The organism is Rhizobium cauense (assembly GCF_019511525.1).
In the GTDB taxonomy this organism is placed as follows: Bacteria; Pseudomonadota; Alphaproteobacteria; order Rhizobiales; family Rhizobiaceae; genus Rhizobium; species Rhizobium cauense.
In genome coordinates this window covers 22,224-48,357 of record NZ_JAEUAT010000017.1, presented here as the reverse complement: position 1 = coordinate 48,357, position 26,134 = coordinate 22,224, and the positions used below count along the sequence as shown (strand labels likewise).

At 57.4% G+C, this 26,134-nt stretch carries 22 protein-coding genes; 5 read left to right on the top strand and 17 right to left on the bottom strand.

Annotated features, from left to right (window positions below):
• The first annotated feature begins 40 nt into the window (after positions 1-40).
• Genes JNB88_RS25350 through JNB88_RS25340 form a run of 3 tightly spaced genes read left to right on the top strand, consistent with a single transcriptional unit; the run spans position 41 to position 2,842 of the window.
• Complete coding sequence (locus JNB88_RS25350; RefSeq protein WP_220357940.1) at positions 41-928, top strand: carbohydrate ABC transporter permease; 888 nt, start codon at positions 41-43, stop codon at positions 926-928.
• Positions 925-1,752 carry an ABC transporter permease subunit gene (locus tag JNB88_RS25345; protein ID WP_037130124.1) on the top strand — a complete coding sequence of 276 codons (828 nt, stop codon included), beginning with the start codon at positions 925-927 and terminating at the stop codon, positions 1,750-1,752. Before JNB88_RS25350 ends, JNB88_RS25345 begins: the two co-directional genes overlap by 4 nt.
• A gap of 4 nt (positions 1,753-1,756) precedes the next feature.
• Positions 1,757-2,842, top strand: a complete 1,086-nt coding sequence (locus tag JNB88_RS25340) for an ABC transporter ATP-binding protein (RefSeq protein WP_037130126.1) — start codon at positions 1,757-1,759, stop codon at positions 2,840-2,842.
• Between the two features lie 309 nt (positions 2,843-3,151).
• On the opposite strand, the gene JNB88_RS25335 is transcribed toward JNB88_RS25340, so the two are convergent.
• The 5 genes from JNB88_RS25335 to JNB88_RS25315 all read right to left on the bottom strand — a co-directional run bounded on the left by JNB88_RS25335 (position 3,152) and on the right by JNB88_RS25315 (position 10,777).
• The gene (locus JNB88_RS25335; RefSeq protein ID WP_220357939.1) at positions 3,152-4,288 is read right to left on the bottom strand and encodes a helix-turn-helix domain-containing protein; all 1,137 of its coding nucleotides are present in this window, start codon (positions 4,286-4,288) and stop codon (positions 3,152-3,154) included.
• A 566-nt stretch (positions 4,289-4,854) separates the two neighbouring features.
• Positions 4,855-5,898 carry an AI-2E family transporter gene (locus tag JNB88_RS25330; protein ID WP_220357860.1) on the bottom strand — a complete coding sequence of 348 codons (1,044 nt, stop codon included), beginning with the start codon at positions 5,896-5,898 and terminating at the stop codon, positions 4,855-4,857.
• A 121-nt stretch (positions 5,899-6,019) separates the two neighbouring features.
• On the bottom strand, positions 6,020-6,517 hold the full coding sequence (locus tag JNB88_RS25325) for a DUF1269 domain-containing protein (protein WP_037130133.1): 498 nt from the start codon (positions 6,515-6,517) through the stop codon (positions 6,020-6,022).
• 67 nt (positions 6,518-6,584) lie between these two features.
• Positions 6,585-9,674 carry an efflux RND transporter permease subunit gene (locus JNB88_RS25320; RefSeq protein ID WP_220357859.1) on the bottom strand — a complete coding sequence of 1,030 codons (3,090 nt, stop codon included), beginning with the start codon at positions 9,672-9,674 and terminating at the stop codon, positions 6,585-6,587.
• Positions 9,671-10,777 carry an efflux RND transporter periplasmic adaptor subunit gene (locus JNB88_RS25315; protein WP_220357858.1) on the bottom strand — a complete coding sequence of 369 codons (1,107 nt, stop codon included), beginning with the start codon at positions 10,775-10,777 and terminating at the stop codon, positions 9,671-9,673. The genes JNB88_RS25320 and JNB88_RS25315 overlap by 4 nt, the downstream gene beginning before the upstream one ends.
• 626 nt (positions 10,778-11,403) lie before the next feature.
• Between JNB88_RS25315 and JNB88_RS25310 the strand changes: the two genes are divergently transcribed.
• Positions 11,404-12,558 carry an alpha/beta hydrolase gene (locus JNB88_RS25310; RefSeq protein WP_220357857.1) on the top strand — a complete coding sequence of 385 codons (1,155 nt, stop codon included), beginning with the start codon at positions 11,404-11,406 and terminating at the stop codon, positions 12,556-12,558.
• Positions 12,559-12,618: 60 nt separating this feature from the next.
• Here the strand turns inward: JNB88_RS25310 and JNB88_RS33830 are convergent, their stop codons facing one another.
• From JNB88_RS33830 to JNB88_RS25275, 8 genes are read right to left on the bottom strand one after another with little or no spacing between them, the layout of a single operon-like run.
• The gene (locus tag JNB88_RS33830; protein ID WP_223217330.1) at positions 12,619-14,232 is read right to left on the bottom strand and encodes a complex I subunit 5 family protein; all 1,614 of its coding nucleotides are present in this window, start codon (positions 14,230-14,232) and stop codon (positions 12,619-12,621) included.
• Positions 14,233-14,263: 31 nt separating this feature from the next.
• The gene (locus JNB88_RS33825; RefSeq protein WP_223217329.1) at positions 14,264-15,745 is read right to left on the bottom strand and encodes a complex I subunit 5 family protein; all 1,482 of its coding nucleotides are present in this window, start codon (positions 15,743-15,745) and stop codon (positions 14,264-14,266) included.
• Positions 15,739-16,107 carry a sodium:proton antiporter gene (locus JNB88_RS25300; RefSeq protein WP_220357856.1) on the bottom strand — a complete coding sequence of 123 codons (369 nt, stop codon included), beginning with the start codon at positions 16,105-16,107 and terminating at the stop codon, positions 15,739-15,741. The genes JNB88_RS33825 and JNB88_RS25300 overlap by 7 nt, the downstream gene beginning before the upstream one ends.
• Before the next feature lie 17 nt (positions 16,108-16,124).
• The gene (locus JNB88_RS25295; protein ID WP_220357855.1) at positions 16,125-16,817 is read right to left on the bottom strand and encodes a Na(+)/H(+) antiporter subunit B; all 693 of its coding nucleotides are present in this window, start codon (positions 16,815-16,817) and stop codon (positions 16,125-16,127) included.
• Positions 16,814-17,155 (bottom strand): monovalent cation/H(+) antiporter subunit G, encoded by a 342-nt coding sequence (gene mnhG / locus JNB88_RS25290; protein WP_037130149.1) that lies wholly within the window; start codon positions 17,153-17,155, stop codon positions 16,814-16,816. Before mnhG ends, JNB88_RS25295 begins: the two co-directional genes overlap by 4 nt.
• Positions 17,148-17,399, bottom strand: coding sequence for a hydrogenase subunit MbhD domain-containing protein (locus JNB88_RS25285; protein ID WP_220357854.1), 252 nt, complete (start codon positions 17,397-17,399; stop codon positions 17,148-17,150). Before JNB88_RS25285 ends, mnhG begins: the two co-directional genes overlap by 8 nt.
• Before the next feature lie 5 nt (positions 17,400-17,404).
• Complete coding sequence (locus tag JNB88_RS25280; RefSeq protein ID WP_220357853.1) at positions 17,405-17,665, bottom strand: MrpF/PhaF family protein; 261 nt, start codon at positions 17,663-17,665, stop codon at positions 17,405-17,407.
• Positions 17,658-18,188: a Na+/H+ antiporter subunit E gene (locus tag JNB88_RS25275; RefSeq protein ID WP_220357852.1), complete on the bottom strand. Its 531-nt coding sequence runs from the start codon at positions 18,186-18,188 to the stop codon at positions 17,658-17,660. The genes JNB88_RS25280 and JNB88_RS25275 overlap by 8 nt, the downstream gene beginning before the upstream one ends.
• A 458-nt stretch (positions 18,189-18,646) precedes the next feature.
• On the opposite strand from JNB88_RS25275, the gene JNB88_RS25270 reads away from it, so the two are divergent.
• Positions 18,647-20,371, top strand: a complete 1,725-nt coding sequence (locus tag JNB88_RS25270; RefSeq protein ID WP_220357851.1) for a hypothetical protein — start codon at positions 18,647-18,649, stop codon at positions 20,369-20,371.
• Between the two features lie 45 nt (positions 20,372-20,416).
• Here JNB88_RS25270 and JNB88_RS25265 read toward each other — a convergent pair whose 3' ends face one another.
• From JNB88_RS25265 to JNB88_RS25250, 4 genes are all read right to left on the bottom strand, one after another.
• Complete coding sequence (locus JNB88_RS25265; protein WP_220357850.1) at positions 20,417-22,252, bottom strand: SLC13 family permease; 1,836 nt, start codon at positions 22,250-22,252, stop codon at positions 20,417-20,419.
• Between the two features lie 197 nt (positions 22,253-22,449).
• Positions 22,450-23,661, bottom strand: a complete 1,212-nt coding sequence (locus tag JNB88_RS25260; protein ID WP_220357849.1) for a M20/M25/M40 family metallo-hydrolase — start codon at positions 23,659-23,661, stop codon at positions 22,450-22,452.
• Positions 23,662-23,703: 42 nt separating this feature from the next.
• Positions 23,704-25,251, bottom strand: coding sequence for an AbgT family transporter (locus JNB88_RS25255; RefSeq protein ID WP_220357848.1), 1,548 nt, complete (start codon positions 25,249-25,251; stop codon positions 23,704-23,706).
• A gap of 352 nt (positions 25,252-25,603) precedes the next feature.
• Positions 25,604-25,849, bottom strand: coding sequence for a YMGG-like glycine zipper-containing protein (locus JNB88_RS25250; RefSeq protein WP_220357938.1), 246 nt, complete (start codon positions 25,847-25,849; stop codon positions 25,604-25,606).
• Between the last annotated feature and the right edge of the window lie 285 nt (positions 25,850-26,134).

Genomic DNA, 26,134 nt, shown 5'->3' with positions numbered 1-26,134 from the left:
TCTGTTGTCCGTGGCCATCACTGTTGTTTCTGGAGCCCTCATGGTCGCCTCTGCTATCTCAACTCCGACCAGTCGCCGCTCCTCCTATCCTGGATGGTTTTACCTCCCGGCGGCGATCATCTACGGCGTGCTGTTTCTTCTGCCGACGTTAGCGTCCTTCTATTTCAGCCTGACGCGCTGGAGCCTTTTCGACTCGAGCTTTATTGGGTTGGAGAACTTTATCCAGTTCTTTCACGAGCCCTTCCTCATCCAGGGGCTGGTCAATACCATCATCTATGCGGTGATCACCTCGTGGCTCAAGGTGGTCATCGGCATGCTGTTGGCGCTAATGCTGACAAGCCAGATCATGGCACGGGGATTGTTGCGGTCGCTGGTGTTCTTCCCGGTACTCGTATCAACCATTGGGGTAGGCATAACCTTCACCGTGTTGATGCACCCGACCCAAGGGGCGATCAATGAAGGTCTGGCAGTGCTTGGAATAAAAGGACCGGGCTGGCTCACAGATCCTCGCCTGGCGCTCATTTCCGTGGCGCTGGTAGATGTCTGGAAAGGCGTCGGCCTGGCAACGGTGATCTATATCGCTGGCATCGTGGCCATACCAAAAGACTATTATGAGGCTGCGCGCATTGATGGCGGCACCAAGCTGCAGAATTTTATCTACATCACCCTGCCACTGAGCCGGCCCGCGACTGCAACTGTTATCACGCTCTCCTTCATAGGTGGCCTTCGTACCTTCGATCTGATTTGGGCGATGACAAAGGGAGGGCCGGGCTTTGCGTCCGACACCATCGCTTCCGTCATTTACAAGCAGTACCAGTCCGGATTTTTCGGCCTGTCAACGGCTGGCAACGTGGTGCTCTTTATTCTCATTGCCATCCTGGTCGTCCCCATCACGATCTTCCTCAATCGCCGGGAGGGCCATCAGTGAAATCGCGTGCTTCCGTCATCGGCGGCATCGCCGCCCTTTTCATATCTTTCGTCGTCTTCGTGATTCCGTTCGCCTTCATTGTGTTGATGGCGTTCAAGGACAAGCGGCAGGCGAGCCTTCTCGATTTTTCATGGCCCACTGGCTTCCACCTTTGGGACAACCTCGTAACAGTCATCACGACGCGAAACTGGATGCTGGTGACGGCGTTCGTCAACTCGACCGTCCTGACCATCGCCAGCGTAACGCTCCTGGTTGTCTTCGGCGCCATGGTCGGGTTCGTGCTCGCTCGGCGTAAAACGCGGTGGAACCCGTTGGTGGAGTTCCTGATACTTGCTGGTCTGATGATTCCACCGGCCGTAGTGCCAACGATTTGGCTGCTTCAGGGACTGAAGCTGTTCGGTACCTTGTACGGGATGGTTCTCGTGGAGGTCGCCTACAATCTGCCGTTCACCATCATCCTTTACCGCGCCTTTATCGCGACGATACCGCGCGAGCTCGATGAAGCGGCAATTATCGATGGAGCTCGACCGCTCGATGTGTTTTTCCGCGTTATCCTGCCGTTGCTCTGGCCAGTAACGGTCACCAACATCGTTGTACAGTCAGTCGGCATATTCAACGACTTTACCAACCCGCTCTACTATCTCCCGGGCAATGCCAACGCGACGGTTCAGCTCACGCTCTACAATTTCCAGAGCCAGTTCAACACGGCTTACAATCTCCTCTTCACCAACATCGCGCTAATCACGATTCCGCCGCTGATTGTCTTCCTCTTCTTCAACCGACAGATCGTGGCAGGCATGACCGCCGGCGCTGTTAAAGGATAAACCCATGGCCGGTCTTTCTCTAAAATCCATCCACAAGCGCTATGGCGAGCTGCCTGTGATCAAGGGCGTGGATCTCTCGATCGAGCACGGCGAGTTCGTCGTTTTTGTTGGACCGTCCGGTTGCGGAAAATCAACGCTGTTACGCATGATCGCAGGGCTGGAGGATATCAGCGCCGGGGAGCTACGCATCGGCGACAAGCTTTGCAATGCCGTCGAGCCACGCGACCGTGGTATCGCAATGGTGTTCCAGTCCTATGCCCTTTATCCGCACATGAGCGTCTACGACAATGTCGGCTTTGGCCTCAAGCTAGCCAAGACGCCCAAGGACGAGCGCGATCGTAAGATCCGCGACGCAGCACGAATTTTGAAAATGGAACACCTGCTGGAAAGAAAGCCGGGTCAGCTTTCCGGCGGGCAGCGCCAACGGGTTGCGATTGGCCGCGCGATCGTGCGCCAACCGGAAGTGTTCCTTTTCGATGAGCCACTTTCGAATCTGGATGCGGCGCTTCGTGTCGATATGCGGATGGAGATATCAAAGCTTCACAAAGAGCTCGGCGCGACCATGATTTATGTCACGCATGATCAGGTCGAGGCCATGACGCTGGCCGACAAGATCGTCGTGCTTGATGGAGGGGTCGTTCAGCAGGTCGGGTCGCCTATCGAACTATACCAACGCCCGGCCAATCTTTTCGTTGCGGGGTTCATTGGCTCGCCGAAGATGAATTTTGTCCCTGTGCGCGTAGACAAGGTCGACGCTAACCATGTCACAGTCAGTGGCCAGGATGTGGTCAATCTGACGATCGAGGCCGACAGCAGTGCAGTCACGCCCGGAGAGGAATTAACACTTGGCGTGCGACCGCATGATCTCGCACCGGCATCTTCGGGGTCCATCGTTGGTCGCGTTGGGTTGGTTGAGCGGCTTGGCAACGAGACTATTGTAAGCATGGAATTGCCATCCGGTGCCAATTGGCTGGTTGTCCTGGACGGAGACCAGCCGCTCATACGCGGCGAAAGTTTTGCCTTCAGTGCGGACCCAGCCAAAGCAATTGTTTTTAACGCCGCCGGAAAATCGCTCCTCCGCCCAACGTAAACCTCGTTGTACGTTCCCATCGGCCACCAAATGTGGCTAGCCGGCCTGCTGGGACACCAGGCCGGCAACGATCGCGTTCTCGTCGTTGTCGAGAATACTCGGGGACAGAGTTCTAAACGGGCCGCAGCAACCCGACTATGCGGCCCTTTCGCCGTCCCTCCCGAAAAAGGAGGCAACCAGGCCGAGGGTAGTGGAGGTTTCGACGCCACCAGAGCGGATGCCTGCGACGGCGTCCGAGCGGATAAGCCCCGAGACTAAAGGCTAAGGTGCAAGAAAGCCTTTGAGACACCTCAGGTCAGCCGTTCCTATCTATCCCTGCAGCCTTCGAAGAAGTACTCCCAGCCTCTCCTCCGATGGGCAATCCTCGAGGTCTTGGCGAATTGGGATACCTCCGCCTCCTCGGTTCCTTACCTCGCTCGGGCTATAGCCAAATGCCCGCTTGAACGCACGGCCGAACTCTGCGCCGTCGCTAAAGCCACGCTCTTCGGCAATCTGGAAAATGAGACGTCGATCGTTGGGATCGGTTAACGCGGCATAGGCGCTGAGCAGGCGACGGTGCTGGATATAGTGCATCACCCCTCCGAAGGGCTCGAACAAGTGGTAAAGCCGTGTTCGCGAAATACCGAGCTCTCGCCGCACCATCTCACTCCCAAGCTTGGGATCAAGCAGCCGGCTCTGCACCAGTTGGCGTGCTCTCTCGAGAAGGACGTTTGCGATTGGTCCTTCGGCAGCCTCGATATGGTCGGCCGAAGGCGACACACATGCGAGGATCATCGCGCGTGTGGCGGTTGCCAGTCCTGGCAGGTCAGCTTGGGCAAGCATCGGCAAGCGCTTGGAGACGTCAATAAGATAGTCCGAAAAGAGTTGCCCCATGCCTGTGCCGAGCGTCGAGAATTCAGCGGCGCCAAGTGTGGCCGATGTCTCGAGCGAAAGATCACGAGGGACAAACAGCATCAGCATCTCACTCCTTTCGGTGATACCATCGAAAGAGCGGCCGAGAGAGTGGATCTGGACCTCACCTGGCCCCCCGGTAAAGGTCGTTCGGGCCGCATCAGTTTGGATCTGACCAGACAAGAGGACTGTCATAGTCCAGTGATCAACAGGGTCACGGCGCACATGCCCGGGCAGGCTAGAGAATGCGAGGCGGTCGGTACTGATCTGGGCAAGCAGAAGACTACCGAGGTCCCAAAGCTTCTGCCGCCCGTTGAAACTCGCTGTATTTGGATTGAGATCAGATAGCTCGAGCATTGGTGCGAAGCTATTGTGCCACGCCGCAAACTGGTCAGTACGGGAAAGCCCGTCGGTCGAAAATTCGAAGGAAGGTAAGGGCCGCTCACTCCGACTTTCTGACATCCCGTCCGGGATATCATAGTTCAGGTTCGCAAAGGCGTCATGCTCCACCTCAGTCTCCGATATCCTCGCATGGCTTGTGCTGCCTTCCGTCATCATCTTGCTCCCCTCCGGTTGGTCGCAGGCGAGGCAATGCCGCGATGGGCGGCCCAGCCGGCGGACATACTGCCGCCGCGATTGTCATCTAGGATTTCCGACACGGTGAAAATGCGTTCCGCGTCGCCATTGACGGCTTGAGTAGCGGACTTCTTCGGGAGGCTAACACTCGAAATGGAGATGATCCTTTCGAGAGGTTTAGTGTGCGCCCGATAGGCCTCTAATGAGAAGTTGCTGGTGTAGGCAGAAGTGGATGTGCAATTCATTCGTGCTTTCCCTCAGGGCCCACTGGCGGGGCCGGGTGATGTGTGAATGATGCATGCGAACTGATTTCTGCTGGCTTCTGAGCATACCGGTCTGATCGCGCGGTCACCCGTTTCCCGCATCGTGCCGGTCTCTATAAAGAGCTGCCTGTGGCAGTTAGTTTTCCTCCCTTCGGGTAATTTAGCCTTTTCGAACTCTCTTCTCAACCGTCAGATGCGCGCCCGTTCGGCGCCGTCGCCACACGGTGGTTTTTTGGGTTACCATACTGACCTATCGTGTTGACCGTTGTCCTCGTGCCTGTTTCACGATCGACCCTCCGTATCAGGAGGCGAATTGCCCGATAGCAGCGTCGCAATCCACACTCCGGAGGGTGTCCCCGCGCAATACACGATGAATGCAATGAGAATGGGCACGCCGATGAACGCGCCCGAGATCCCCCACATGAAGCTCCAGAAAAACACTGCAAAAATGACGGCGAATGGGGATATTGCCAACGACGCCCCTGTCAGCCGTGGCTCAAGATAGCTGCCGATAATGAACTGGATAATGTTCAGGCAGGCAAAAATGGTCAAAGCCGTGTGCCAAGTGTCGAATTGGGCTATGGCAAATAGCGTTGGAAGTGCGGTAGCCACAAACGGGCCCAGGAAAGGGATGTAGTTCAGCGCGAACGCGATTGCCCCCCAAGCAGTGGCAAGCTCGAGGCCGGCAACCAGTGCAAAAAGCCAAACCACCAATCCGGTAAGAATGCTCGCGAATGTGCGAACGATCATGAAGCGGCGCAGCTTTGCGCCGATCACTCGATTGGCCGTTAGGATGCGCTCTCCATAGGGCTGGGCCGAGGGGGCGACCAGGCGCGCATTGAAGTCTTCGACTTCGAGGAGGCCGAGCATGATGAAGATGAAAACCAGGACCGCAAAACCCGCAAAGCTGTTTAGCCGCCCAGCCATCCCCTGAACAAACCGCACCAGCCATGCAACATCGAAGCGATCTGCCAACGGGCCAGCGACGGCTAGCCCGTGGCCTTCCAGCCAGTTCGTCCAGTCAATATAAATGGCCTGGAAACGATCGGCGTTGACGAAGAGCCATTGCGCGAGCTTGCCAAACCCCCAGGCCACCGACGAGCCGATGGTAATGATAGCGACCATCGTCACAGTCAGCGTGATCAGAAGTGCGAGAAGCTTTGGAAGCCAGCGCTGCAACGCGGCCTGGCATGGCCAGACGAGGGCAATGACAAATAACGAGAAGATAAGTGGTGCGAAGATCGACTGCGCGACATAAAGCAAAGCTAGGACAAGGATACCGGTTGCCACCGAACCGATCATGCGACTGCCACCTGCTACCTGCATGCTTGCCCCTGGAACGATGTTCTATCTTAAGGTGCTGCCCCGAAAATGCATTACACGAGACGACGGCGATCAACTTAGTTGGCCGGCCCACACCTCTGCGTGGGGACGGCCCTGTGACAAATTAGCTGGCTGTGACTGCTTTTTGCAATGCGTCGCGCAAAACCTGTTCCTTTGTCTCATCGAGAGAGGTCTTGAGAACGACACCGCCATAGCCTGAGATCTCTTTCAGGACCTTATCTGCTGTCATTTCCTCGATCAGGACGAACAACGCAGCCTTGCCCGGATCAAGGTTGGCCGCGAGATCCTTCATAAAGGCATCATTAATACCGACGTCCGTGAGGGCACCGCCAACCGCGCCGGATGCCGCGCCAACAGCCACACCTAAGAGCGGATTGAGAAAGAGAACGCCGATAAGCAATCCCCAGAAGCTGCCTGATGCAGCACCGGCAGCCGTGGTATTGACCAACTGATTGAGTTTGATCTTGCCGCCGTCGTTCTTGGTCGCGATGACGGCATCGCCCACCTTGATCAGGTACTCCTTTTGCATTTCGAACAGGCGCTGGCGTACCTCCTCTGCCTTTGCTTCTGTCGGGTAGACAATGGCAATCAACGTAGACATGTCAGTTCTCCTTCTTGGGATGTAGGGCCAAATCGAATCCTCGTATCAATCCTGGGGACCTGAATTCTCACCCCGACACTGCGGCAGGCTCCGTCACCGTAGCTGGCACTTTGTCAGGCTTCGCATCAGCCGGAATTCGAAACCAAAGGACGTAAAGGACCGGTAGGAAGATGAGGGTCAGTGCTGCGGCAACCACCAAGCCGCCGATCACGGTAAATGCGAGGGGCGACCAGAATGGATCGCGGATAATCGGGAGCATTCCGAGAACGGTGGAGCCAGCTGTCAAAAACACCGGTCTCAGGCGCTGTGCAGTTGTATCGATGACACTCTGCCAAGTTCGGCCTTTCTCCTCGATGGCAAGGTCGATCTGATCGATTAGCACGACGGAATTTCTCGTAATCATGCCGATCAGCGCAATCATTCCCAACACGGCGATGAAGCCGACCGGTGTGTTGGTTATCAGCATGATGAGGACCACGCCGATCAGCCCAAGCGGTACGACACTGATCACGAGCAAGAGCCGCTGTACGCTCTGGAGCTGGAACATGAGCACGATCAGGATAATCACTGCCATGACTGGAAGCATCTCGACGACAGAGGCAAGCCCTTCTTCGGCACCTTCAACCGAACCCCCAACCACGATCGGATAGTTTGGGTTCGCCTTGCGTAACTCGTCGATCTTGGTGGCCGCGGCTTCAACAACGCCAGCTGCCAGGACACCTTCGGCGGTATCTGCTTGCACGGTAATCGTTGTCGAACCATCGCGGCGCCAGATAACGGGTTGAGTCGTCTGGTAATCGATGCTGGCAATACTCGAGAGAGGCACCGTATTGTTGGGGCCAACGGGGATCTGCAGCGCACGGATCGTACTGATGTCCACACGCTCATCCGCTGCTGCCCTTGCGACGACGTTGACGAGATAGATTGAGTCCCGGACTTGAGTGATCGGGATACCGGAGGCTGTTGCAAACAATGTCTGGGCGATAACTGAAGAGTTGAGTCCGACCAGTCGAGCGCGATCCTGATCGACGTTGATGACGATTTTCCGGACTGGTTCGTTCCAGTCGAGGTTTGGTTGAACTACACCCGGAATTTTGCTGATCGCATCAGCGACCTGCCACGCGACATTGCGAACACCTGGGATATCCGGGCCGCTAACACGATACTGGACTGGCCAGCCGACCGGAGGACCCATTTCGAGCGGCGAGACCCGGACAATGATATCAGGCAGTTTCTCGTCCAGTGCCTTTTGTAAACGCGCCTGTAGCGCCTCACGCGCGCCAACGCTTTTAGCGATAACCACGGCTTGGGCGCGCGAGGGCGCTGGTGCCTGAAGGTCCATAGAAAGATAGAAGCGAACTGGATCGGAGCCAACATAGAAACTCCAGTCAGCGACATCCTCGTCCGCTGCCAGAACCTCCTCCGCTTTCGAGACCTCAACTGCAGTCGCTTCCTGCGAGGCACTCTGCGGTAGGGTCAATTGCAAGATAAGTTCGGGTCTGTCGGATGGCGGAAAGAACTGTCGCTTCATGGCCTGCGATCCGATGAGCGCTAGAACAAACAGGCCAGCCGTGGCGAGGACGACCAAGAGCCGCATCTTCATGCAGGCGTAAAGAAAATTTTTGAACCCGCGTAGCACTGCTCCATCCGGCTTCGGACCAGACGCAGTACCCGATTTCAGGACTGCAAGGCCAACAATCGGGGTCAACAGCACGGCTACAAGCCAGGACACTATCAGTGCAAAGCCGATCACGAGGAAAAGAGAGCGCGCGTATTCTCCCGACGAGCTGCTTGCAAAACCGACCGGAATGAAGCCGGCGATTGTCACCAGCGTGCCGGCAAGCATCGGAAACGCGGTAGACGTATAGGCGTGGGACGCCGCCTGAATACGCTCATAGCCCTGCTCAAGCTTGGCCATCATCGTCTCGACGGTCACCATCGTGTCATCGATCATGAGCGTCAACGCGATGATCAGTGCACCTAGCGAGACACGTTGCAACGCGATGCCCGTTATGTCCATGAACAGAAACGTCAGTGCAAGAACGAGAGGGATGGAGACGGCAACTGCAATGCCGGCTCGCACGCCAAGCGCAATGAAGCTCACACCCAGAACAATCACGACCGCCTGTGCAAGCGACGTCGTAAAGCCGCGGATTGCGGTCTTGACCACCGCTGGCTGGCTCGCGACGTGTGTCAGATTGATGCCGATCGGCAGGTCATCCTCGAGCCCTCGCATCGTCGCCTCGATGTTCTGGCCAAGTTGCAGGATATCGCCGCCCGAGGCCATCGAGATAGCGATACCGATCGCCGGCTTTCCCTTGATCCGAAAGCGGGGCTGCGGCGGATCCACCGTTCCTCTCACGATGCTGGCAATATCGCCTAGGCGCACGAAGCCGGACGCGGATGGAATGTTGAGTTGTCGAAGTGTCGTCTCGTCGGAGAGACTACCGGAAACCTGCAGGATGGTCCGATCCTGCGCCGATGTAATCAAACCAGCTGGCAATACCGCGTTCTGCGCCTGGATCGTGCCGATGACTGTCGCGGCACTCAGGCCGAGGCTTGCGAGGCGCTCGGTTGAGAATTCGATATAGATCGTTTCGTCCTGAGTGCCAATCAGCTGAACCTTGCCGATGTTGTCGACCTTCAGCAGGCGGGTGCGAGCCTCGTAAGCCCAATCCCGTACCTCGCGATCGCTGAAGCCGTCCGATGTGAAGCCGTAAATAATGCCGAAAGTGTCACCGAAATCATCGTTGAAGAATGGTCCGCGCACACCGGCCGGCAGTGTCGACACCATGTCTCCGACCTTCTTGCGGGCCTGATACCAAGATTCGCCTACTTGATCGGGCGGCGTCGAATCGTCGAGCGTGACATAAACGATGGATTGCCCCGCTGTGGTCAGGCTACGAAGGCTATCGAGATGTGGTACTTCCTCAAGCGTTCGCTCAAGTCGGTCGGTGATCTGATCCGTCGTTTGCTCGATTGTTCCTCCTGGCCACCCGGCAGACACGATCATGGTCTTGAAGGTGAACTCCGGATCTTCGTCCCGCCCGAGGTTGATGTAGGCAAGAATGCCTGCAATGGCGCTTAAGACCACGAGGAATATGATAAGGCTCTGGCGCTGGATCGCCCAGCCGGACAGGTTGAAGCCATCGTTCATTCTGCGCTTCCTTCCAGCAAGCGAACAGGCATGCCGGGGCGAAGCTGTTGGACCCCCGCGACGACAACGTTGTCTCCACTTGAAAGGCCTTTCGTCACAAGGAAATCCTTCGTGTCAAAACGATGGATCTCGACAGGCACGAGCTTGGTTGTCTTGCTAGCCGCATCGACGATCCACACCGCGCTTTCGTTACCCTGACTGAACAGTGCCGAGATTGGCAGCCGCGCTGCTGGCTCGCCCGCGAGCCGGATCGTGCCGCGTACGGCGCTACCAAAACGAAACTCCTCCGGCGCTGAATCCAACCCCACACGCACCGTGAAATTACGAGTGATGGGGTCGGCTGTCGGTGAGATTTCCCGAACAGATCCCGTCGCCTTGATGTTTGGATTGCTCAAGAGCTGCACTTCGACCCGTGCGTTGCCGCCGGTGGTCTGGATCGTTGCTTCAGGCACCTGGAAGACGGCGTCGCGCGTGCCGAGCTGGGCAACTCGCGCTACCATCTGGCCGCCGCCAACGACTTGCCCAACTTCGCCGCCGATTGCGGTCACGACACCCGCAGCATTTGCCTTCAAAACGCGGTTGTCGAGATTTGTCTGGGCAATCCTCAGGCCCGCTTGTGCGGCATCCACGCCGGCCTGTGCCATGCTTGCTGCTGCTGTCGCTGCGTCCAGCGCCTGGCGAGTGGACGTACGCGGGTATAGCTGTTGTTGGCGCGCACGCTCGGTTTCGGCATTCTGGAACTGGGCTTGAGCCGCAAAGAGATTGGCTTCCGCCTTACGCATTGCATCCTGTGCGTCCTCGGCGTCGAGACGAGCGAGGACGGTTCCCACGTCGACAAGGTCGCCAACCTCGACGTCGCGTTCTCGGATCTCGCCGCCTTGTCTGAAGCTGAAGCTCGTCTCAGTCCGCGGGCGGATTTCGCCAACAAGCGATCCGTAAGTGTCCTCGGGATTGAATGATACCGCGACAGTTCGAACCGGCCGCGGCGGCCGCTCACCAGTCTCTTCCTCTGAGCTGCAGCCTGCCAGCAGGAGGGCACCTAATATGCCCGCAAACACGCCAGCCATGGCGGGGGACTTCGATCGAGCCAAATGCTTCTCCATGGGTGGTTCCCCCAAAAGACGTTAGCAGCGCCGCGATTTCGCGCCATGCGCCGCAATCCAAAACAATGACCTAGATTCAATAGGATAAACGCATAGAGAGTGGTCTGAAGCGCGCGATTGCACACTGTATTCAGCAAACCTCACCGATGACCGAAAGAATGACCGGGCATTCAGTGCTGTACCATCATGTCGTGACGGCGAATAGAAGCGCTTGTCATCCATTAAGCCATCCGTTCCGGTGATCAACGCCCATTTCCTAACCGCCCGCTCAATTTGCGTAGCCTCCAAAAAGAGACAGCACAGTCCTTGGTTAGGAACTATAGAGCGGTTCAAGAAGCGAAGTGATCAGCATAGAATCCCGCAACCATGCCTGAAGTCCAGATTTTTCCCAGTCTCACCAATGAGATCCCGTGCTTTGCAAGAACCGGGGTGCCTCGGTTTGTTACCTGAACGACACGAAATTCTGATTTGAGCGGGTAGTCCTGGAATTCATCTACCGTCCCGGCCGCTCATGGCTTAGAACTTTCTGGTGCTTCGCCTCGGGTGTACGGTCGGGTGAGTGACGTGAGCGGATTATTTTTATTGTTCAACAGGTTGAGCAACTTGCCAGGGAATTAGGCTGCAGCATGTCGTCATTGCGCTTGTCCGTCATTGTGATCATGTTGTTGACGCTTGTCGGTTGTGGTGGGCCACGCGCGGTTCTTGGACTGCCCACAGCAGCATCGTCGTCGGCAACCGAACCCCTGGCAACCGTACCAATCTATGTCGCAACTACACGGGCGCGATCAGACAATCTTTCCCTGCCATATTCTGCTGAACGGTCAAAGACACTGAATTTTGCAAAGCTGGACATCGGGCTTCCAAGGAATCATGTTCCTGGTCGCGTTGAGACAAGTGGACAGGTCCCCGACCCCCGCCGCCACTTTTCTGCGCGAACCTACCAACCGATTGCTGATCGCCAGGAAATGATCCGTCGGTTGAACGCCGCGCTCGCGCAGCGGGCTCCGGAAAACCGCGAAATCTTCATCTTCGTGCACGGCTATAACAATAATTTTGCCGACAGCGTCTTCCGTAACGCACAAATCACCTACGACTATAACATCAAGTCGGTCTCGCTTCATTACGCCTGGCCGTCCGCAGCGTCGATCCCGCTCTACGTCTTCGACCGCGATAGTGCGATGGTTGGCCGCCGAGGACTTGCCGAGACGATCGAGATCGCCGCACAGACCAATGCGAGGAGAATAATCTTGGTTGGCCACTCAATGGGCGCCTACGTCGTGACCGAAGCCCTGCGCGATCTATCGCTGAGAGGTCGCAGTGGTGTCCTGAAGCGCCTGGGGGGTGTGGTTCTTGCCGCGCCAGATATCGACGTTGATGTGTTCCTCAGCCAGCTTGACGACATTGGCGATATCCCGCGTCCGTTCACTATCATTGTTTCCCAGCGGGACCGCGCGCTCGGGATTTCCCGGCGACTGGCAGGTGGCCACCCGCGTGTTGGCAGCGGTTCGGAGGTTGCGATCCTCCAGAAAAGAGAGATAGCGGTCATCGATGTCTCTGATATCGATGGAGGAAGGCACAATGTCTTTGCGAGTTCTCCGACCTTGATGGAGATCGTCAACAACGATGCCCTGATGCGCAGCGTGCTACGAGAAGATCAAGTGCCTCCGGGTCAGACAATGCTCGCTGATGGTGCGTCAGTGATCGAGGGCGCGGCATCTCTCGTCATCTTTCTGCCGAGTCGTATTTTGGGCGGGCTTGTGCAGGCATCGGCCGGTCAATAGCGGGCCCGCAATGGTGGCGCCGCGCACGCCCGAGTTCATCGGGATTTGGATGTCGTGCGCTCAACTTGCGAGGAGTCGTGAGGTGGCGAGGAGATAGAGTGCAAGAACATAATAGAGCACGTAGAGTGCATATGTCTGCCCGTTCCCGGTGTAGATGCGACGCACTCCGTCGGCCGTGGCGATTGTCAGATTGCAGACCCCATCCCAGACGAAGTTCGCAAGCGGCGTAACCAGCGGAGAAAATACCGATCGGTAGAAAGCGTAAAATCGTAGCGTGCTGTATGGCATGGCGAGACGGTTTGACGTTCTGTAAACGAAGAAGAACAACCCGAGCAGAAGCACTGCAGCTGCCACGCTGATCGCCATGACCGGAAGCGGGTTCCAGTAGCCGTAGATGGTCTCAAGTGACATTCCCTGCCAGACCAAGGTCGAGGCAAAATAGGGATCGATCGCCGCAGAGACCGGGTCCATCAAGAGCTTCGGAAAGAACGACAACACGAGAATACCAGCAACGAGCACCAACTGAGGCATCAGGAGCGCAAAAGGCGCTTCTTCGACAACCTCGGTTGCAGGCTTTCCCTCGCCAAGAAAGATCGCATGGATGAAGCGAAACATATAGAGAAAACCGATGAAGGTTGCGAGCAGGCCAACGACAGCAAGGCCATACCACCCCCTGTCCACCATCGCACTCAAGAGCAACCATTTTCCGCCGAAACCGGCCAGCGGTGGCAGGCCGGACATGGAGACAAGCGCGACAGCGACCAAAGCAAAGGTGATCGGCATCTGGCGCGCGAGGCCCCCAGTTTCATCGAACAGACGTGTTCCCGTGCGCAAGATGACGGCGGCAGCCGCCAGAAAGAGGATGCCCTTGACCATTAAGTGGTTGGCGACAAGGTAGAACGCCGTGACCCAGCCGAGATGGCTCATCAACGCGATAGCTGTAACTATGTAGCCGATCTGACTCATGCTCGAATAGCCAAGCATGCGCTTCAGGTCGCTTTGTTGAAACGCCATCACCGCACCAGCAATGGTGGTCAAGAGCCCGATCCAGCCCATGACATGTGCCATCTCGAGCCCGACGTCGGAACGGATGGCGAGGTAGGTAACCATGAACAGGCCGAAGACCGCCACCTTGCTGATAACGGCCGAAAGCATGGCTGACAGATCGTCGTCTGCCTCGGCATAGGCGCCGGGCAGCCAAACGTGGACGCCAACCGCACCCACCTTTATCAGGAAGCCTATCGCTAGAAACGTGAAAGCCAGCGCAGCATCGGGTCCAGCGGTGGCAAAGGTCGCAAGCGCGGTACTGCCATTAGCGTTGGCGGCGTTGCCAAAACCCGCAAGCAGGCAAAACGCGGACACCAGCGAAAACAGCAGGAACTGCAGTACGTAGGGGTGAGCACCGGGCCGTTGCGCGATCAGGAAATAGGAAGAAAGCGTAATGATCTCCCAGTGAAAGAAAAACTCGAGGCTCGTTTCGGCGCGCAACAGACTTCCGATCGACAGCAGTAGGATGGCCATCATTGGATAGAAACCGCGTCTGGAATCAGTACGGTAGAAGCCAGCGAACGCAATGACGACGCCACCAGTCAGCAGTAGGGCGGCGAAAAGCTGGCGTATGCCTCCAATGTCGTTGACAGTCGGCAGTCCAACCACCAACACGGACGCCAACATTGCCGTGCACTTGATCCGCCCGGGAAGTCCATCAAGGAGAAGGAGGCCGCCTCCCACACACAGTGGAGCTATGAGCCACAGGGAGACGGCACCCGCGAGCGCAGCTGCCGCGTAGCCACTTGCGAACAGCAGGACAGCGACCACCGCGACCGGTGCGAACCTCATCGGCCGCAGGTTGATTGTGGTCGAAGCCCGTACAGGAAAGGCACCCTCTGTCCCGTCTTGCACGGAACGGGTTGCCTGCTTGAACCAACCGAACATATAGGCTCGCCTCGAGCAGGGACCCCACCAAGATGACCGCGATCCAGAGAGATCGCCCACCGGCTGCTGCCTGCATCACCAGCTCCCATTTCGCCCAGAAGCCGGGAAAGGGCGGCAAGCCAGCAATTGCGACCACACACACTGCAAGAACCGCAAGAACGAAACGGTTATCAGTAACATCGGACCAGCTAGATATCTCAGGACGCTCGACGATACCAGCAAGCCAGAAAAGACCGGCCTTGGCCAGCAGGTGGTTAACAAACAGGCCGCCAACAACGAGGGGCAAGGATTGCTCCGCTCCAAGTTGATGCAGTAGCGCAAGGGCTAGCGTTAGGAGCCCCATCTGGCCGATGGAGGAGTATCCAAGCATACGCTGTACGCTTGTCTGGCGCAGTCCGAGGAGGTTGGAAAAAAGGAAGGTGGTTCCGCCCGAAACGGCAAGAATGCCCAGATAGTCGTCAAATAGCGGGAGCAGCTTGAAAAGTGCGAAGAATACGCCGGCCGACACCCCGACGGAGACAAGCGCCGCGATGCCACTTGAGGCGGTCTCGTAGACGTCGAGGCCCCAGCCATTCGCAGGGAATGGCTTTAGCTCAAGTACAAGGCAGGCAAGCACGAACAGGAGCGCGGTTACCCCAATTGAGCCAGTGATCGCTGCACGGTTGGCAATCATGTCGTCGATATTCAACGTTCCCGTCACGTGGTAGAGAAGCCCGGCGCCGAGCAGGAAGAAGGACGAGGCGAGAACCGTCGCCATTATGTATTTGAAGCTGGCCGAGAGCGCTGCCGGGTTTCGTTCCAGTCCAAGCAGACCATATGTGCCAATCGACATGATCTCCAGAAAGACAAACTGGTTGAACAGATCACGTGTCATGACCATGCCATTGATACCCATGATCAGGATCAGATAGAGCAAAAGGGCCGAGTAGGTTGATCGTAGCCGATCCCATAGATGCCAAGCGCCAAGAACTGCCACGACATTGACGCAGACAGAGAAGAAGCCTTCCCACGGACCGAAGCGCAGATTGATAGAAAACGGCGGCCTGGTGCCTGCGGTCAGAATCTCAAACGTCGACCCGCTACCGTGAACACGCCACATGCAAACGCATGAAATGACCGTCATCCCAAGGAGCGCGACAACAAAGCCTGCCATCGGCAACTGCTTTGAGATGCGATAGAGCAGGGGAATAAGAAATCCGCCACCAAGACCAAGCAGGAAGATGTTCAACGGCTGGAACAGGGCGTCTACCATTTAGACTCCGTCAGCGCGTTGATCGACAAGGTTTTCCTGGCTGCGTGAAGACGGATTGCAAATGCGAGCATGATCGCGGTGACTGAAAATCCGATGACAATGGCCGTCACAACAAGGGCTGCGGGGATGGGATCGACCGCCCGGGTTACCGCCTCTGAGGCGGAAAGCGCGTCATCGATGATTGGTGCCGTCCCGCCGGTCACATAGCCCGTCGCCACGAGAACGATATGCATACCTGTATCGATCAGCGAAAAGCCGATGATGATGCGCAGGATATTGTGATGCCTCAGCATCCCCCAGAGCCCGATGAGAATGAGGAGAAATCCCGTGCCCAAAAGTATTTGTGATATCGCCAGACCCATTGCGCCCCCCGTCTTACCTAGCTGCGAAATCGGTCGATGATGACACTCAGTTCCGCTCCGACCTTGATGCCAAGCAGAGCCGAGATGAGCGGGATCGCACCGGCGCTGAGCAGCGTACCGAAATTGCCACGTGGCAGAATATGGCTGTCGAGGAATCCTGCGCCGAGGACCATTCCACAGATACCGATCAGGACATAACACACGCCAGCAACTGACTCCGTTATGCTAAGGAAGCCGTGGTCGATTGGTCCCGAGGGATAGGCAAGCATCAACAGCATAACACCGGAGGCAACGATTGCACCGCCCTGGAATCCGCCGCCGGCGGACAGGTGGCCGTTCATTATGACGTAGGCGCCGAACAGAAAGATCATTGGAAGCACGACCTCGGCGCCGTTGCGGACGAGCTCACTCGGTTCGTTTCCGCCGCCGCCATGAAAGCTGGGTGGCTGCCCACTTGCCTCATTTGTCAGAAGCAGTCCTACACTTGCAGCGACCATGAACAGCACCGCGACCTCACCTAGTGTGTCAAAGCCCCGAAAGGTGATCAGTATTCCGGTCACGACGTTTGGGGCGCCAAGGTCAGCCGGCACCTGGGTCAGATAGTGCACAGCGAGCGCTGAGAGTGTCTGGCGTTCACCATAGTCGTGGGCGAGCAAAGCAAATATGCCTGCGAATGCCAGTACGGCAATCAGACTGAACAGGCGCTTCATGGCGAGCCCTTTCCAGCGCCTTCGTCTTCCTCACGCAGTGCATCGACAAGGGTTGAGGCAGCCATCGGTGTGCGGGCAAAATGCGCCGCCCGTGAAAGCGCATGTGACGATAGCGGATTGGTCATCAGCACAAAATAGGCGATGATCAGCAGCTTAAATGACCAGTCGGGGTGATAGATACCAAGGCCGGCAAGAACCAGAATATTGCCTAGGGTTGACGCCTTTGTGCCCGCCTGTATGCGCGTAAAGACGTCGGGCATGCGCAACAACCCAACACCGGCCGAGAAAAGAAAAAAAGCTCCAACGAGAATGACCAGGCTGCCGATCAGCTCACTCATCGACGGCGCCTCCCCCTTTGGTTTTGCGTATCGTGTAAAGGAATATCAGCGTTGCAAGGCCCGAGCCTATCGCGGCCTCGGCCATGGCGACATCAGGTGCGGCCAAAAGGACGTAGGACGCAGCCGCAAAAAGGCTTGCCAGACCGGCGCTGACCATCGCCGCCATCAGGCTTTTGAGTATGACAGCCAGCACTCCGCTCACCAGTATGCTGCCGCACATCAACAGGATCAGCATCGCAAGCATGGCGGTTAAGGTCCTCGCTCTAGGAAACGGGCAACGGCAAGGACTGCCAGAAAACTCAAGAGACCGTAGACAAGGGCAACGTCGATATAGACGAAGCGCCCCGATATGTGGCCATAGAGCGTAACCAGCGAAATCGTGACGACCGTGAGCATATCGATCGCCACAATCCGGTCGACGGCCGTTGGGCCGAGCATCAGCCGCAGTACACCGAAGACGATGCTGAAGAAAATCAGGACAACGGCGATCTGCAGGATGACATCAGCCAAAGACTGCCTCCAGGTGCTTTTCAAAAGGTCCGATGATCATCTGGGTGGCCTCCTCCGGATCGGTGGTCTTTACGTCCAGCCAGTGGACGAACAACTCATCCCCTCTGAGATCCATCACGAGCGAACCAGGCGTAAGTGCGATAGAGTTTGCAAGCACGAGCCGTCCGATCGGTGATTTGAGCGGCATTCTGACCTTAACGATCCCTGGATGGATATCGATGCGCGGGGAGTAGACATAGCGCAGCATGTTGATATTTGCCTTGACCAGCTCGACCAGGAACACGCCGGTGTAGACAGCGAAATGGAAGATCGTGCGTGGCGTCACGGTGATGCGCCAGACACTACCACGGCGTACGAAAATGAAGGCCAAGACGAACGATATCAGGATGCCAACAGCGACGACTGGTGCTTGATGTGATGCGTTGATCACCTGCCAGATGACGAACAGGAACCCTGCGAGAAAGAGCAGGCCCTGCGGCCATCTCGCTGAAGACGGTGTTCGTGTTGCGTGGTCGTCTGACATACGCGCGGACTTTCTCGATGATTGAGTCGTAGCTCCGGAATGCAAGCGTACGTTTCCCGCGTCGTCCGCGTGAACTTTCATAGTGTTGCCGCTACTTTAGCATCGGCTACGACAGGCTGTGATCGGCGCTGAGTCCAGATACTAAGCATACGGTCCGATATGCCGTGGCATTGCTGCGCATTTCAGTGACACCACTTGACCCGAATACAAAACGGCGAAATCAATCAACACATGGGATGAGCCTTAGCTGAGAAGTGACCCGGCACCACATATGCGTCCAGTGGCGTTCAGTTGAGCTCTTGTACAATCGGCCTGGTCTGTCCCGACCTCATCGGCGCGCCGCCGGAGCCTGTGTCATAGAGGAGGGACGATCAATTGGAATGCCATTCCTCCATGGTTGCTTACCGGTCGCCTAGATCCTGCCCGCATCCTACCGACTCAAAATGGATGCCACCTTTATGAGCCAGAAACCGTCTGAGCCAGGAAATGCTGTTCCCGTCGCGCCAAGCTTTGCTGATTTCAGCCCGTTGAGCATTGCTGAGGAAAAGGTGGTTTCACATCTGCATTTGGGAGACTTCGACAGACTGGGTGACGGCCTCCGTCCGGTGCGGGATGATCCCGAGCGAACCGTTCGTGCAGATCTCCTGCGTTACCTTATCCTCGACAAGGATGGCGGCCGCCTACATGAAAAGGGCATGAGGCTAAGTGGGGCATGGATAACCGGTATACTTGATCTCGAGGGATGCCGCATTCCGCGCGATATCGGCCTCAAGGATTGCCACTTTGAAGCCTCACCGGTGCTACGGTCTGCTGTCATCGATAGTCTCTTTTTGGACGGCTCAGCCTTGCCCGGTCTGCAGGCGGATAGAGTTGAGGCGCGAGGCTGCCTGTCGTTGCGGGGTGCGATCGTGACCGGTGAAATCCGGCTGTCGGGCGCGCGCATTGGCGCCAGCATAGAGGCCGACGGTGCCTCGATTGTTTCGCCAGGGTCGATTGCAATTGAGGCCGACGGACTGGAGACCCGCGGCGGCATTCTATTGCGCGGCGCTGACGTGCGTGGTGGTATCAACCTTTCAGCGGTGCGTCTTGGCGGCGACGTCAGCGCGGTCGGCGCCAAGCTTGAACGCCCTGGTGAAGTTGTCTTGAACGGTGACGGGATCGTCGCTGCTGGCGACCTCGCCCTGCGGGGGACGACCGTCATCGGCGAGACCCGCCTGCTCGGTGCTCGCTTCGGTGGTGATGTTGATTGCACATCGGCCTCTCTCTCTGAGCCAGGAGGCTATGCGTTGCGGCTCAACCGCACCACGATTGATGGTGCATTCTTCTTGCGGCAGAACGCATCCGTTGAGGGCGCGCTCGATCTGACCGCCACGACAATTGGTGCGATCGACGACGAGCAAAGCAGTTGGCCGAAGACTGGCGACCTTCTTTTGAACCGTTGTCAATACGGTGCATTTATTGGTGGTCCTGCCGATGCGACCAGCCGTCTGGATTGGCTTTCTCGTCAAACGCCCGAGCGCTGGAAGGCGGATTTCTGGCCACAGCCCTACGAGCAGTTGTCGAAGGTGCTTCGGGAAATGGGCCATGACGAAGAAGCCCGTGCCGTGCTGATCACCAAGGATCAACTGCAACGGCGCGCAAGGCGGGCGCGTGCCAAGAATCCGATACTGCGAGCCATGCTGGCACTTGTCGATGCTGTCCTTGCCGTGACGCTGCGCTATGGGCGCCAACCTCTTCTGGCGCTTGTCTGGATGGCACTTTTCTGGGCGATCGGCACCGGTGTCTTTGCTGTCGCCTATGGAAGCGGTGCAATGAAGCCAAATAGCCCCGTCGTGCTGCGCTCACCGGAATGGACAATGTGCGACCTTCAGCGAACCGAAAGTCGGTTCATGCCATCTGCCGGAGTAGAAATGGCCGGTAGGGCAGGGGTCGGGGAAAACCAATTGACGTGTTTTCGCAATCAGCCAGAAGCCGCAAGTTATCCAGAGTTCAATGCGTTGATGTATTCGCTCGATGTTTTGCTACCGGTGGCGTCCATCGGGCAAAAGGAATATTGGCGGCCAGATTCTTTGAAGCCAACCGGAACGTTTACGCTGAACTACTACTTCTTCCAGTCGGTAATTGGCTGGGCGCTTAGCCTGTTGGCCGTTGCCGGTTTTTCGGGCCTGGTGAAGTCACAGTAACAACAGTGGCGCAGAGGGCCGGCCGAAGGGCCCCGCGGCCGGAATTCAAAAGCGCCAGATCAGCGGCACAATGAAAACAGAAACGACGAAAAACCAGATCAACAGGGGTAACCCGAGCTTCCAATAGTCGTTGAAGGCATAGCCACCAGGCGCCATCACCATCAGGTTTGTCGGCGTCGCTATCGGGGTCAGGAACGCGCCAGCGGCGGCAACCGCCGTACTCATCAGGACAGGGCGCGGAGAAATCCCCATGGCCGTCGCCGCTGCAACACCAATCGGGATGACGATCAATGCTGTTGCGGTGTTGCTGATAAGCTGCCCCATGATAGCCGTCAGCACAAAAAGGCCCGCGAGCAGCGCAATGGGACCCGCATCCCCAACGAAGCCTACAAGATGCTCCGCCATGAGCTTGGCAGCACCCGTTTCAACCATTGCGGTCGAAAGCGGCATCATTGCACCAACGAGAATGACAGTTGTCCAGCCGACGGCGCGATAGGCTTGCTCTACACTCATGATGCCGGACAGGATGATCGCTCCGGCGGCAAGCAAACCGGCCACCGCAGGCGGAACAAACCCGGTGGCAAGCAGCACGACCATGGCAATCAGGATGATCACCGCCTGACGGGCTCCAGGGCCCATGGGTACGGCCTGGCGGCGAACCAGTTCAGGGGAATTGACAACCAGTACGTCGGGGTCGTTCAGGTGGACATCAAGCGCCTTCCAGGTTCCCTGCAGAAGCATCGTATCGCCCGCCTGCAGGACAATCCCGCCGGCATCCTTGGTTATGCTCCCGTGTGAAATACCCGCCCCGGCGCGCTGCACCGCGAGGATGATGAGGTCGCCGCTCTCCGTGACCATTCCCGGGAAGACTGTCGTTCCGATCAGGCCTGATCGCGGCGGTATTACCACTTCGGCAAGGCCTGAGCTGCGATTGAACAATGTTTCTTCGCCGTGCCCGGTCGGCTCGTTGTCGCGGAAGGCAAGATGCATGTCACCCGCAAAAACAGCCGCGATCTCTGGGTCGCCGCGCACGATCAGATGATCCCCGTCTGCAATGACTGCCCTGCGCAGCGGTCCGGCTGTCTCACCTTCCTGAACAGCGACCAGCTGTAGTCCCTGGAAGGCTGAAAGGTCGACCGAGGCCGACGCTTTGCCAACGTAAGGAGAGCTCGCCCGCACGCGCATCTGGTAAATGCCGCTAGCGAGGCCGTATTGCTCGACAAGTGTCTTCGCATGGTGGCTAAAGTCAGCCGGCATGGTGGCGCCGTTGCGTTCAGGGAGCAGCTGTTTTCCAAACAGAATGATGATTGCCATGGTGCCTGCCAAGAGCGGAATGCCGGCAAGTGCAAACTCGAAAAAACCAAACCCGCCAACGCCCGCATCAATACCGGCCTCCGACACCAGGACGTTTACCGGCGTCCCAGTCAGCGCCAGCATCGAACCCGCATGTGCAGAAAATACCAGCGGCATCAATAACTGCGACGAATTGCGGCGCAGACGCACGGCGATGACAACGACGACGGGCAGCAATGCTGCGACGGCGCCGTTGACGCTGATCAGTGCGGTGAGAAGCGATACCAGAGCCATGGTGAGAAGCAGAAGGCGTGCACGGCTTTCCTCACCGGCGCCGTGGATCAAAAGCTGTCCCGCCCAGGCGGTGACACCGGTCACTTCCAACCCTGAACTCACGACAAAAAGAGATGCGATGAAGATGACCGCCGGATCACCGAAGCCACCAAGGGCTTGCCCGAGTGTCAGGACACCAGTCGCCCATAGTGCCAGCGCAGTCAACATGGCCACAAAGACAACCGGCAGTTTGTTCCAGACAAACAAAACGACGGTAACGGCAATGATGGCCGCGGTGTATCCTATTGGACTCAATCGCCCAGCTCCCCTTTTGTCTTTTCAAACCATGTCGACCAGACAGGCCGAGCCTCAGCGTGTCATCGCTTACGGCTGCGGCCTGTGAGGACTTAGACCTTTTCTGGGTCGGAGACCTGGATGCGGACCTGAATGACTGCATCCAGCCTGGCTGAAGTACTGCCGCTTCGTGACCCGTGCGTGCGACCGCAAAGCCATCAATCTTCAAGCGTTGCCATCAGGACACCGAGACGGCAGCCCTTTTCGTACTCCTTGAGGTTCACGTATTCCTTGATGGTGTGAATTTCGGCCTGGCCAGCGCCAATGGTGATGGTCGGAACGCCGTGCTTGTCGAGCCAGTTGGCGTCAAGCCCGCCATTGGAGAAGACGTAGACGGGTTCTATGGCGAGCATCTGGAGCGCTTTTGTTGCGCGTTTGACGATCGGTGTGTCCTTGCCCAATTCAAACGGCGGATAGGATGGTTTGTGGCTGAATTTGACTTCAGCCGTGTCGCCCTCATCGGCCGTTACCTCGCTCTTTGCCTTGGCAAAGGCCTCCTTGTAGCCATTGGCGATCTTGGTTGCGAAGGTTGCCTCGGGGCTGCGCGCCTCGCCCTTTATGAACGCGTAATCGGTCACGACGTTGGTCGCATCGCCCGCTGGCTTGTTGTCCTTGCCACCGAAAATACCGACGTTACTCGTGCCACGCCCCTCCGGCTTGACGACCTTGCCGAACCATCCATTATTCTTTGCCTCAGCCAGCGCGACCGCACCGACGAGCGTCGCTGAAATCCCTTTTTCCGGCGCAACACCGGCATGCGAGGCACGCCCGGTGATCTCGACTTCCCAGTTCTCCTGACCGACCGCACCAACGATCAGATCCGAAGCCATTTGGCCATCGACATTCACACACATCACCGCTCCGTTAAGGTCGGCAGGGTTGAGTTCACGCGCCCCATGCAGCCCGCTCTCCTCGCGCACCGTAAATAGCAGCGTTATCGGGGGGTGCGGCAGCTTGTTCTTGATGAGGGTCTCTGCAACCACGACCAGGACCGCCACACCCGTACGAGCGTCGCCTCCAAGGGCGGTTGTCCCGTCGGACACGATCCGGTCGCCTTCGCGGCGTGGTTTGGCGCCCGCGCAGAGTGGGACGGTGTCGAGATGTGTCGAGAAGAGTAGCCGCGGACCTGCCCGTGTACCGGGAATGTCCACGATCAAATTCCCCGTCTCGGTTGGCAATGGAATGCGCTTGTTGGCGTCGTCGAAACGAATGGCCGAATCCGGCACGCCAATTTTCTTCAGGGCGTCGACGACAGCAAGGCCAATGTTTTTCTCCTGTCCAGTCACGCCCTCCACCGATAGGAACCGCATGAGATGATCTTCTGCGGCGGCGACGTCGAGAGGGATAGCGGTGTTGCTCATGGTGTCCATCCGATCGTTCGAGTGTTCAATCGTTCAAGGTCGCCGAAGTCGTCACAGACCCCATGGCAATCCAAGGGCCTTCCAGACGGCAAAGAGGGCCGTCCACAGTACGAACATCAGCACGACGTATGGAAGCATCAACGACACGATAGTGCCGACGCCGGCCGATTTGTCGTACTTCTGGGCGAAGCCGACGACGAGCGCGAAATAGGCGTTGAGAGGGGTGATCGCATTCATAGGTGAGTCACCGACACGGTAGGCAGCCAGCACCGCTTCTGGCTCTACGCCGAGCTTCATCAAAAGCGGAACGAAGACCGGAGCAAAGATCGCCCATTTTGCGATGGCGCCCGTCAATAGAAGGTCAATGATTGCGACCACGACGATAAACCCGATCAGTAGCGGGAGCGCGCCAATGTTGGCCGCCTGCAGCGCGCCCGAAAGGCTGAGCGCCATGACCGTGCCGATATTGGTATAGGTGAAATAGGCGACGAACTGGCTGAGGACGAAGAATAGGAAGATGGTCCCGCCCATGTTCTTGATCGACTTTTCGATCGCCGCGATGACCTCGGCGAGCGTTTTCAGCGTGCCGGCACCGATGCCATAGGTCCAACCGGTTACCAGGAAGACCAGCATGATGAGAGCAATCAGGCCGTTCATAAACGGGGAATTGCCTATGAGTTCGCCCGTCTCTGGATTGCGCAATGGCGCACCGCTTGGAACCGTCAGAAGCAGAAAGACCACAAGAAGGCCGATCAGGCCGAACAGTGCGAACCGCAAGCCGCGCGATTCTTGTTCCGACAGCGTCGCTCCCTGGGACTGCACGCCGCCTTCTGCAGAGGCGGGGTCATAGGTTCCCAGCCGCGGCGCGATCATGCGATCGGTGATGAACGCAATCACGACCGTCAGGAAGAGCACCGAGGCAATTGAAAACCAGACGTTAGATGCCAGACCAATTGACCTTGCCGGATCAACCAGATGTGCCGCGTCGTTCGTGAACTCCACGAGCACGGCGTCGAGTGGTTTGATGAGCATGTTGACCGTGAATGCCCCGGCCACAGCAGCAAAGCCGAGTGCAAGTCCCGCCAGCGGGTGACGTCCAACCGCCAGGTAGGCAACGCCGGCGAGGGGGATCAGTACAAGATAACCGGCATCGGCCGCGATGCTGGCGAGAATGCCGACGAAAGCAAGGATATAGGTCAATGCCCAACTCGGTGAAACAATCACCAGCTTGCGGATTAGCGCAGTTACCAGGCCGGATTCTTCCGCTACACCAGCCCCGATCATGGCTGCGATCATCAACCCTACGGCCGTAAAGCTCATGAAGTTGGGGATCAGCGATGAATAGAGAAAGCGAATGCCCTCGACATTCAGCAGGCTTCGGATGGCGGTCGACGCCTGTTCGATCTCGTGCGTGTCAGGATTAATGCGCTCGTAGGTGACCGCCGCCCCGAAAGCACCCAGAATGGCCGAAAGGACGATGACAATGCCGATCAGGATCAAAAAAATGATGACCGGATGGGGCACCATGTTTCCCACCTTCTCGACGCCGTCGAGAAACCTTTGCATCGTCGTCTTTGATGCGGCATTGGCAGTGGCCATGTCTTGCCTCCAATTGAACCGGTGTCTTCCGACAAGGGGTGATCAATGAGCTTGGTTTGGCACGTCGCATGAGAGTGGGTGAGTGACGAGTTCGCGCGCTTTTGCATCAAGTGTCGCTCGATACCCTATCGATCAGCCACTGCTGCCCTCGATCGTGATTAACATCAACCTTCCAGTGCAGCGCGCTAAAATCATAAATATAGTCAATGTATTATGCGCCATATCTCACATTTTAAATGAGTAAATGTGATGTTAGCGGGACTGCGAAGCCTCATGAGAGCGCCGTCGGGATTGGCGCGCAGCCGGTCGGTCCGAATGACGCGGACGGCGGCGCTCTTTCGTTACCGGTCAGTCAGCGCGGGCAGGCGGCAATGTAGCGCCTACCATTGCGATCTCGAAACTCGCACTGTCCAGGCCGACCAGCAACGTTGCCGATAACGGCGCCCGATGCTCCACCAATGGCAGCGCCAACAGCTGCACCACGCACATCATTCGTGATAGCGCCGCCAACCACGGCACCCGTCGCCGCGCCTATCCCCGCGCCCTGTTGGGTAGGTGTGCAACTTGCCAACGCCAGACCCGCCAGTAAGCATGTCATCAATTTCGTCGTCACTCGCTCCTCCATGCAGTTCGTTCAAATCGAAGATCGCGGCATCAGCCTGCATCTTGCGTTGCTCGGACTATAGTGTCGCTGAAGACCTTCTGTGATCGGCACAGAATCCCAAAACCAAGCTCTGAGTTCAAATCTCGAGGGGCTGTTGCAATGCTAAATGCGTGTTGCGAAAGCATGAATCTGCTTTCAATGGGGACGAGATCGTGAGGTGCCGGGCGAATGAATAGTGCGGCGATGTCGGCAGCCGCGCACCGTCACGAGGGGCGGCGC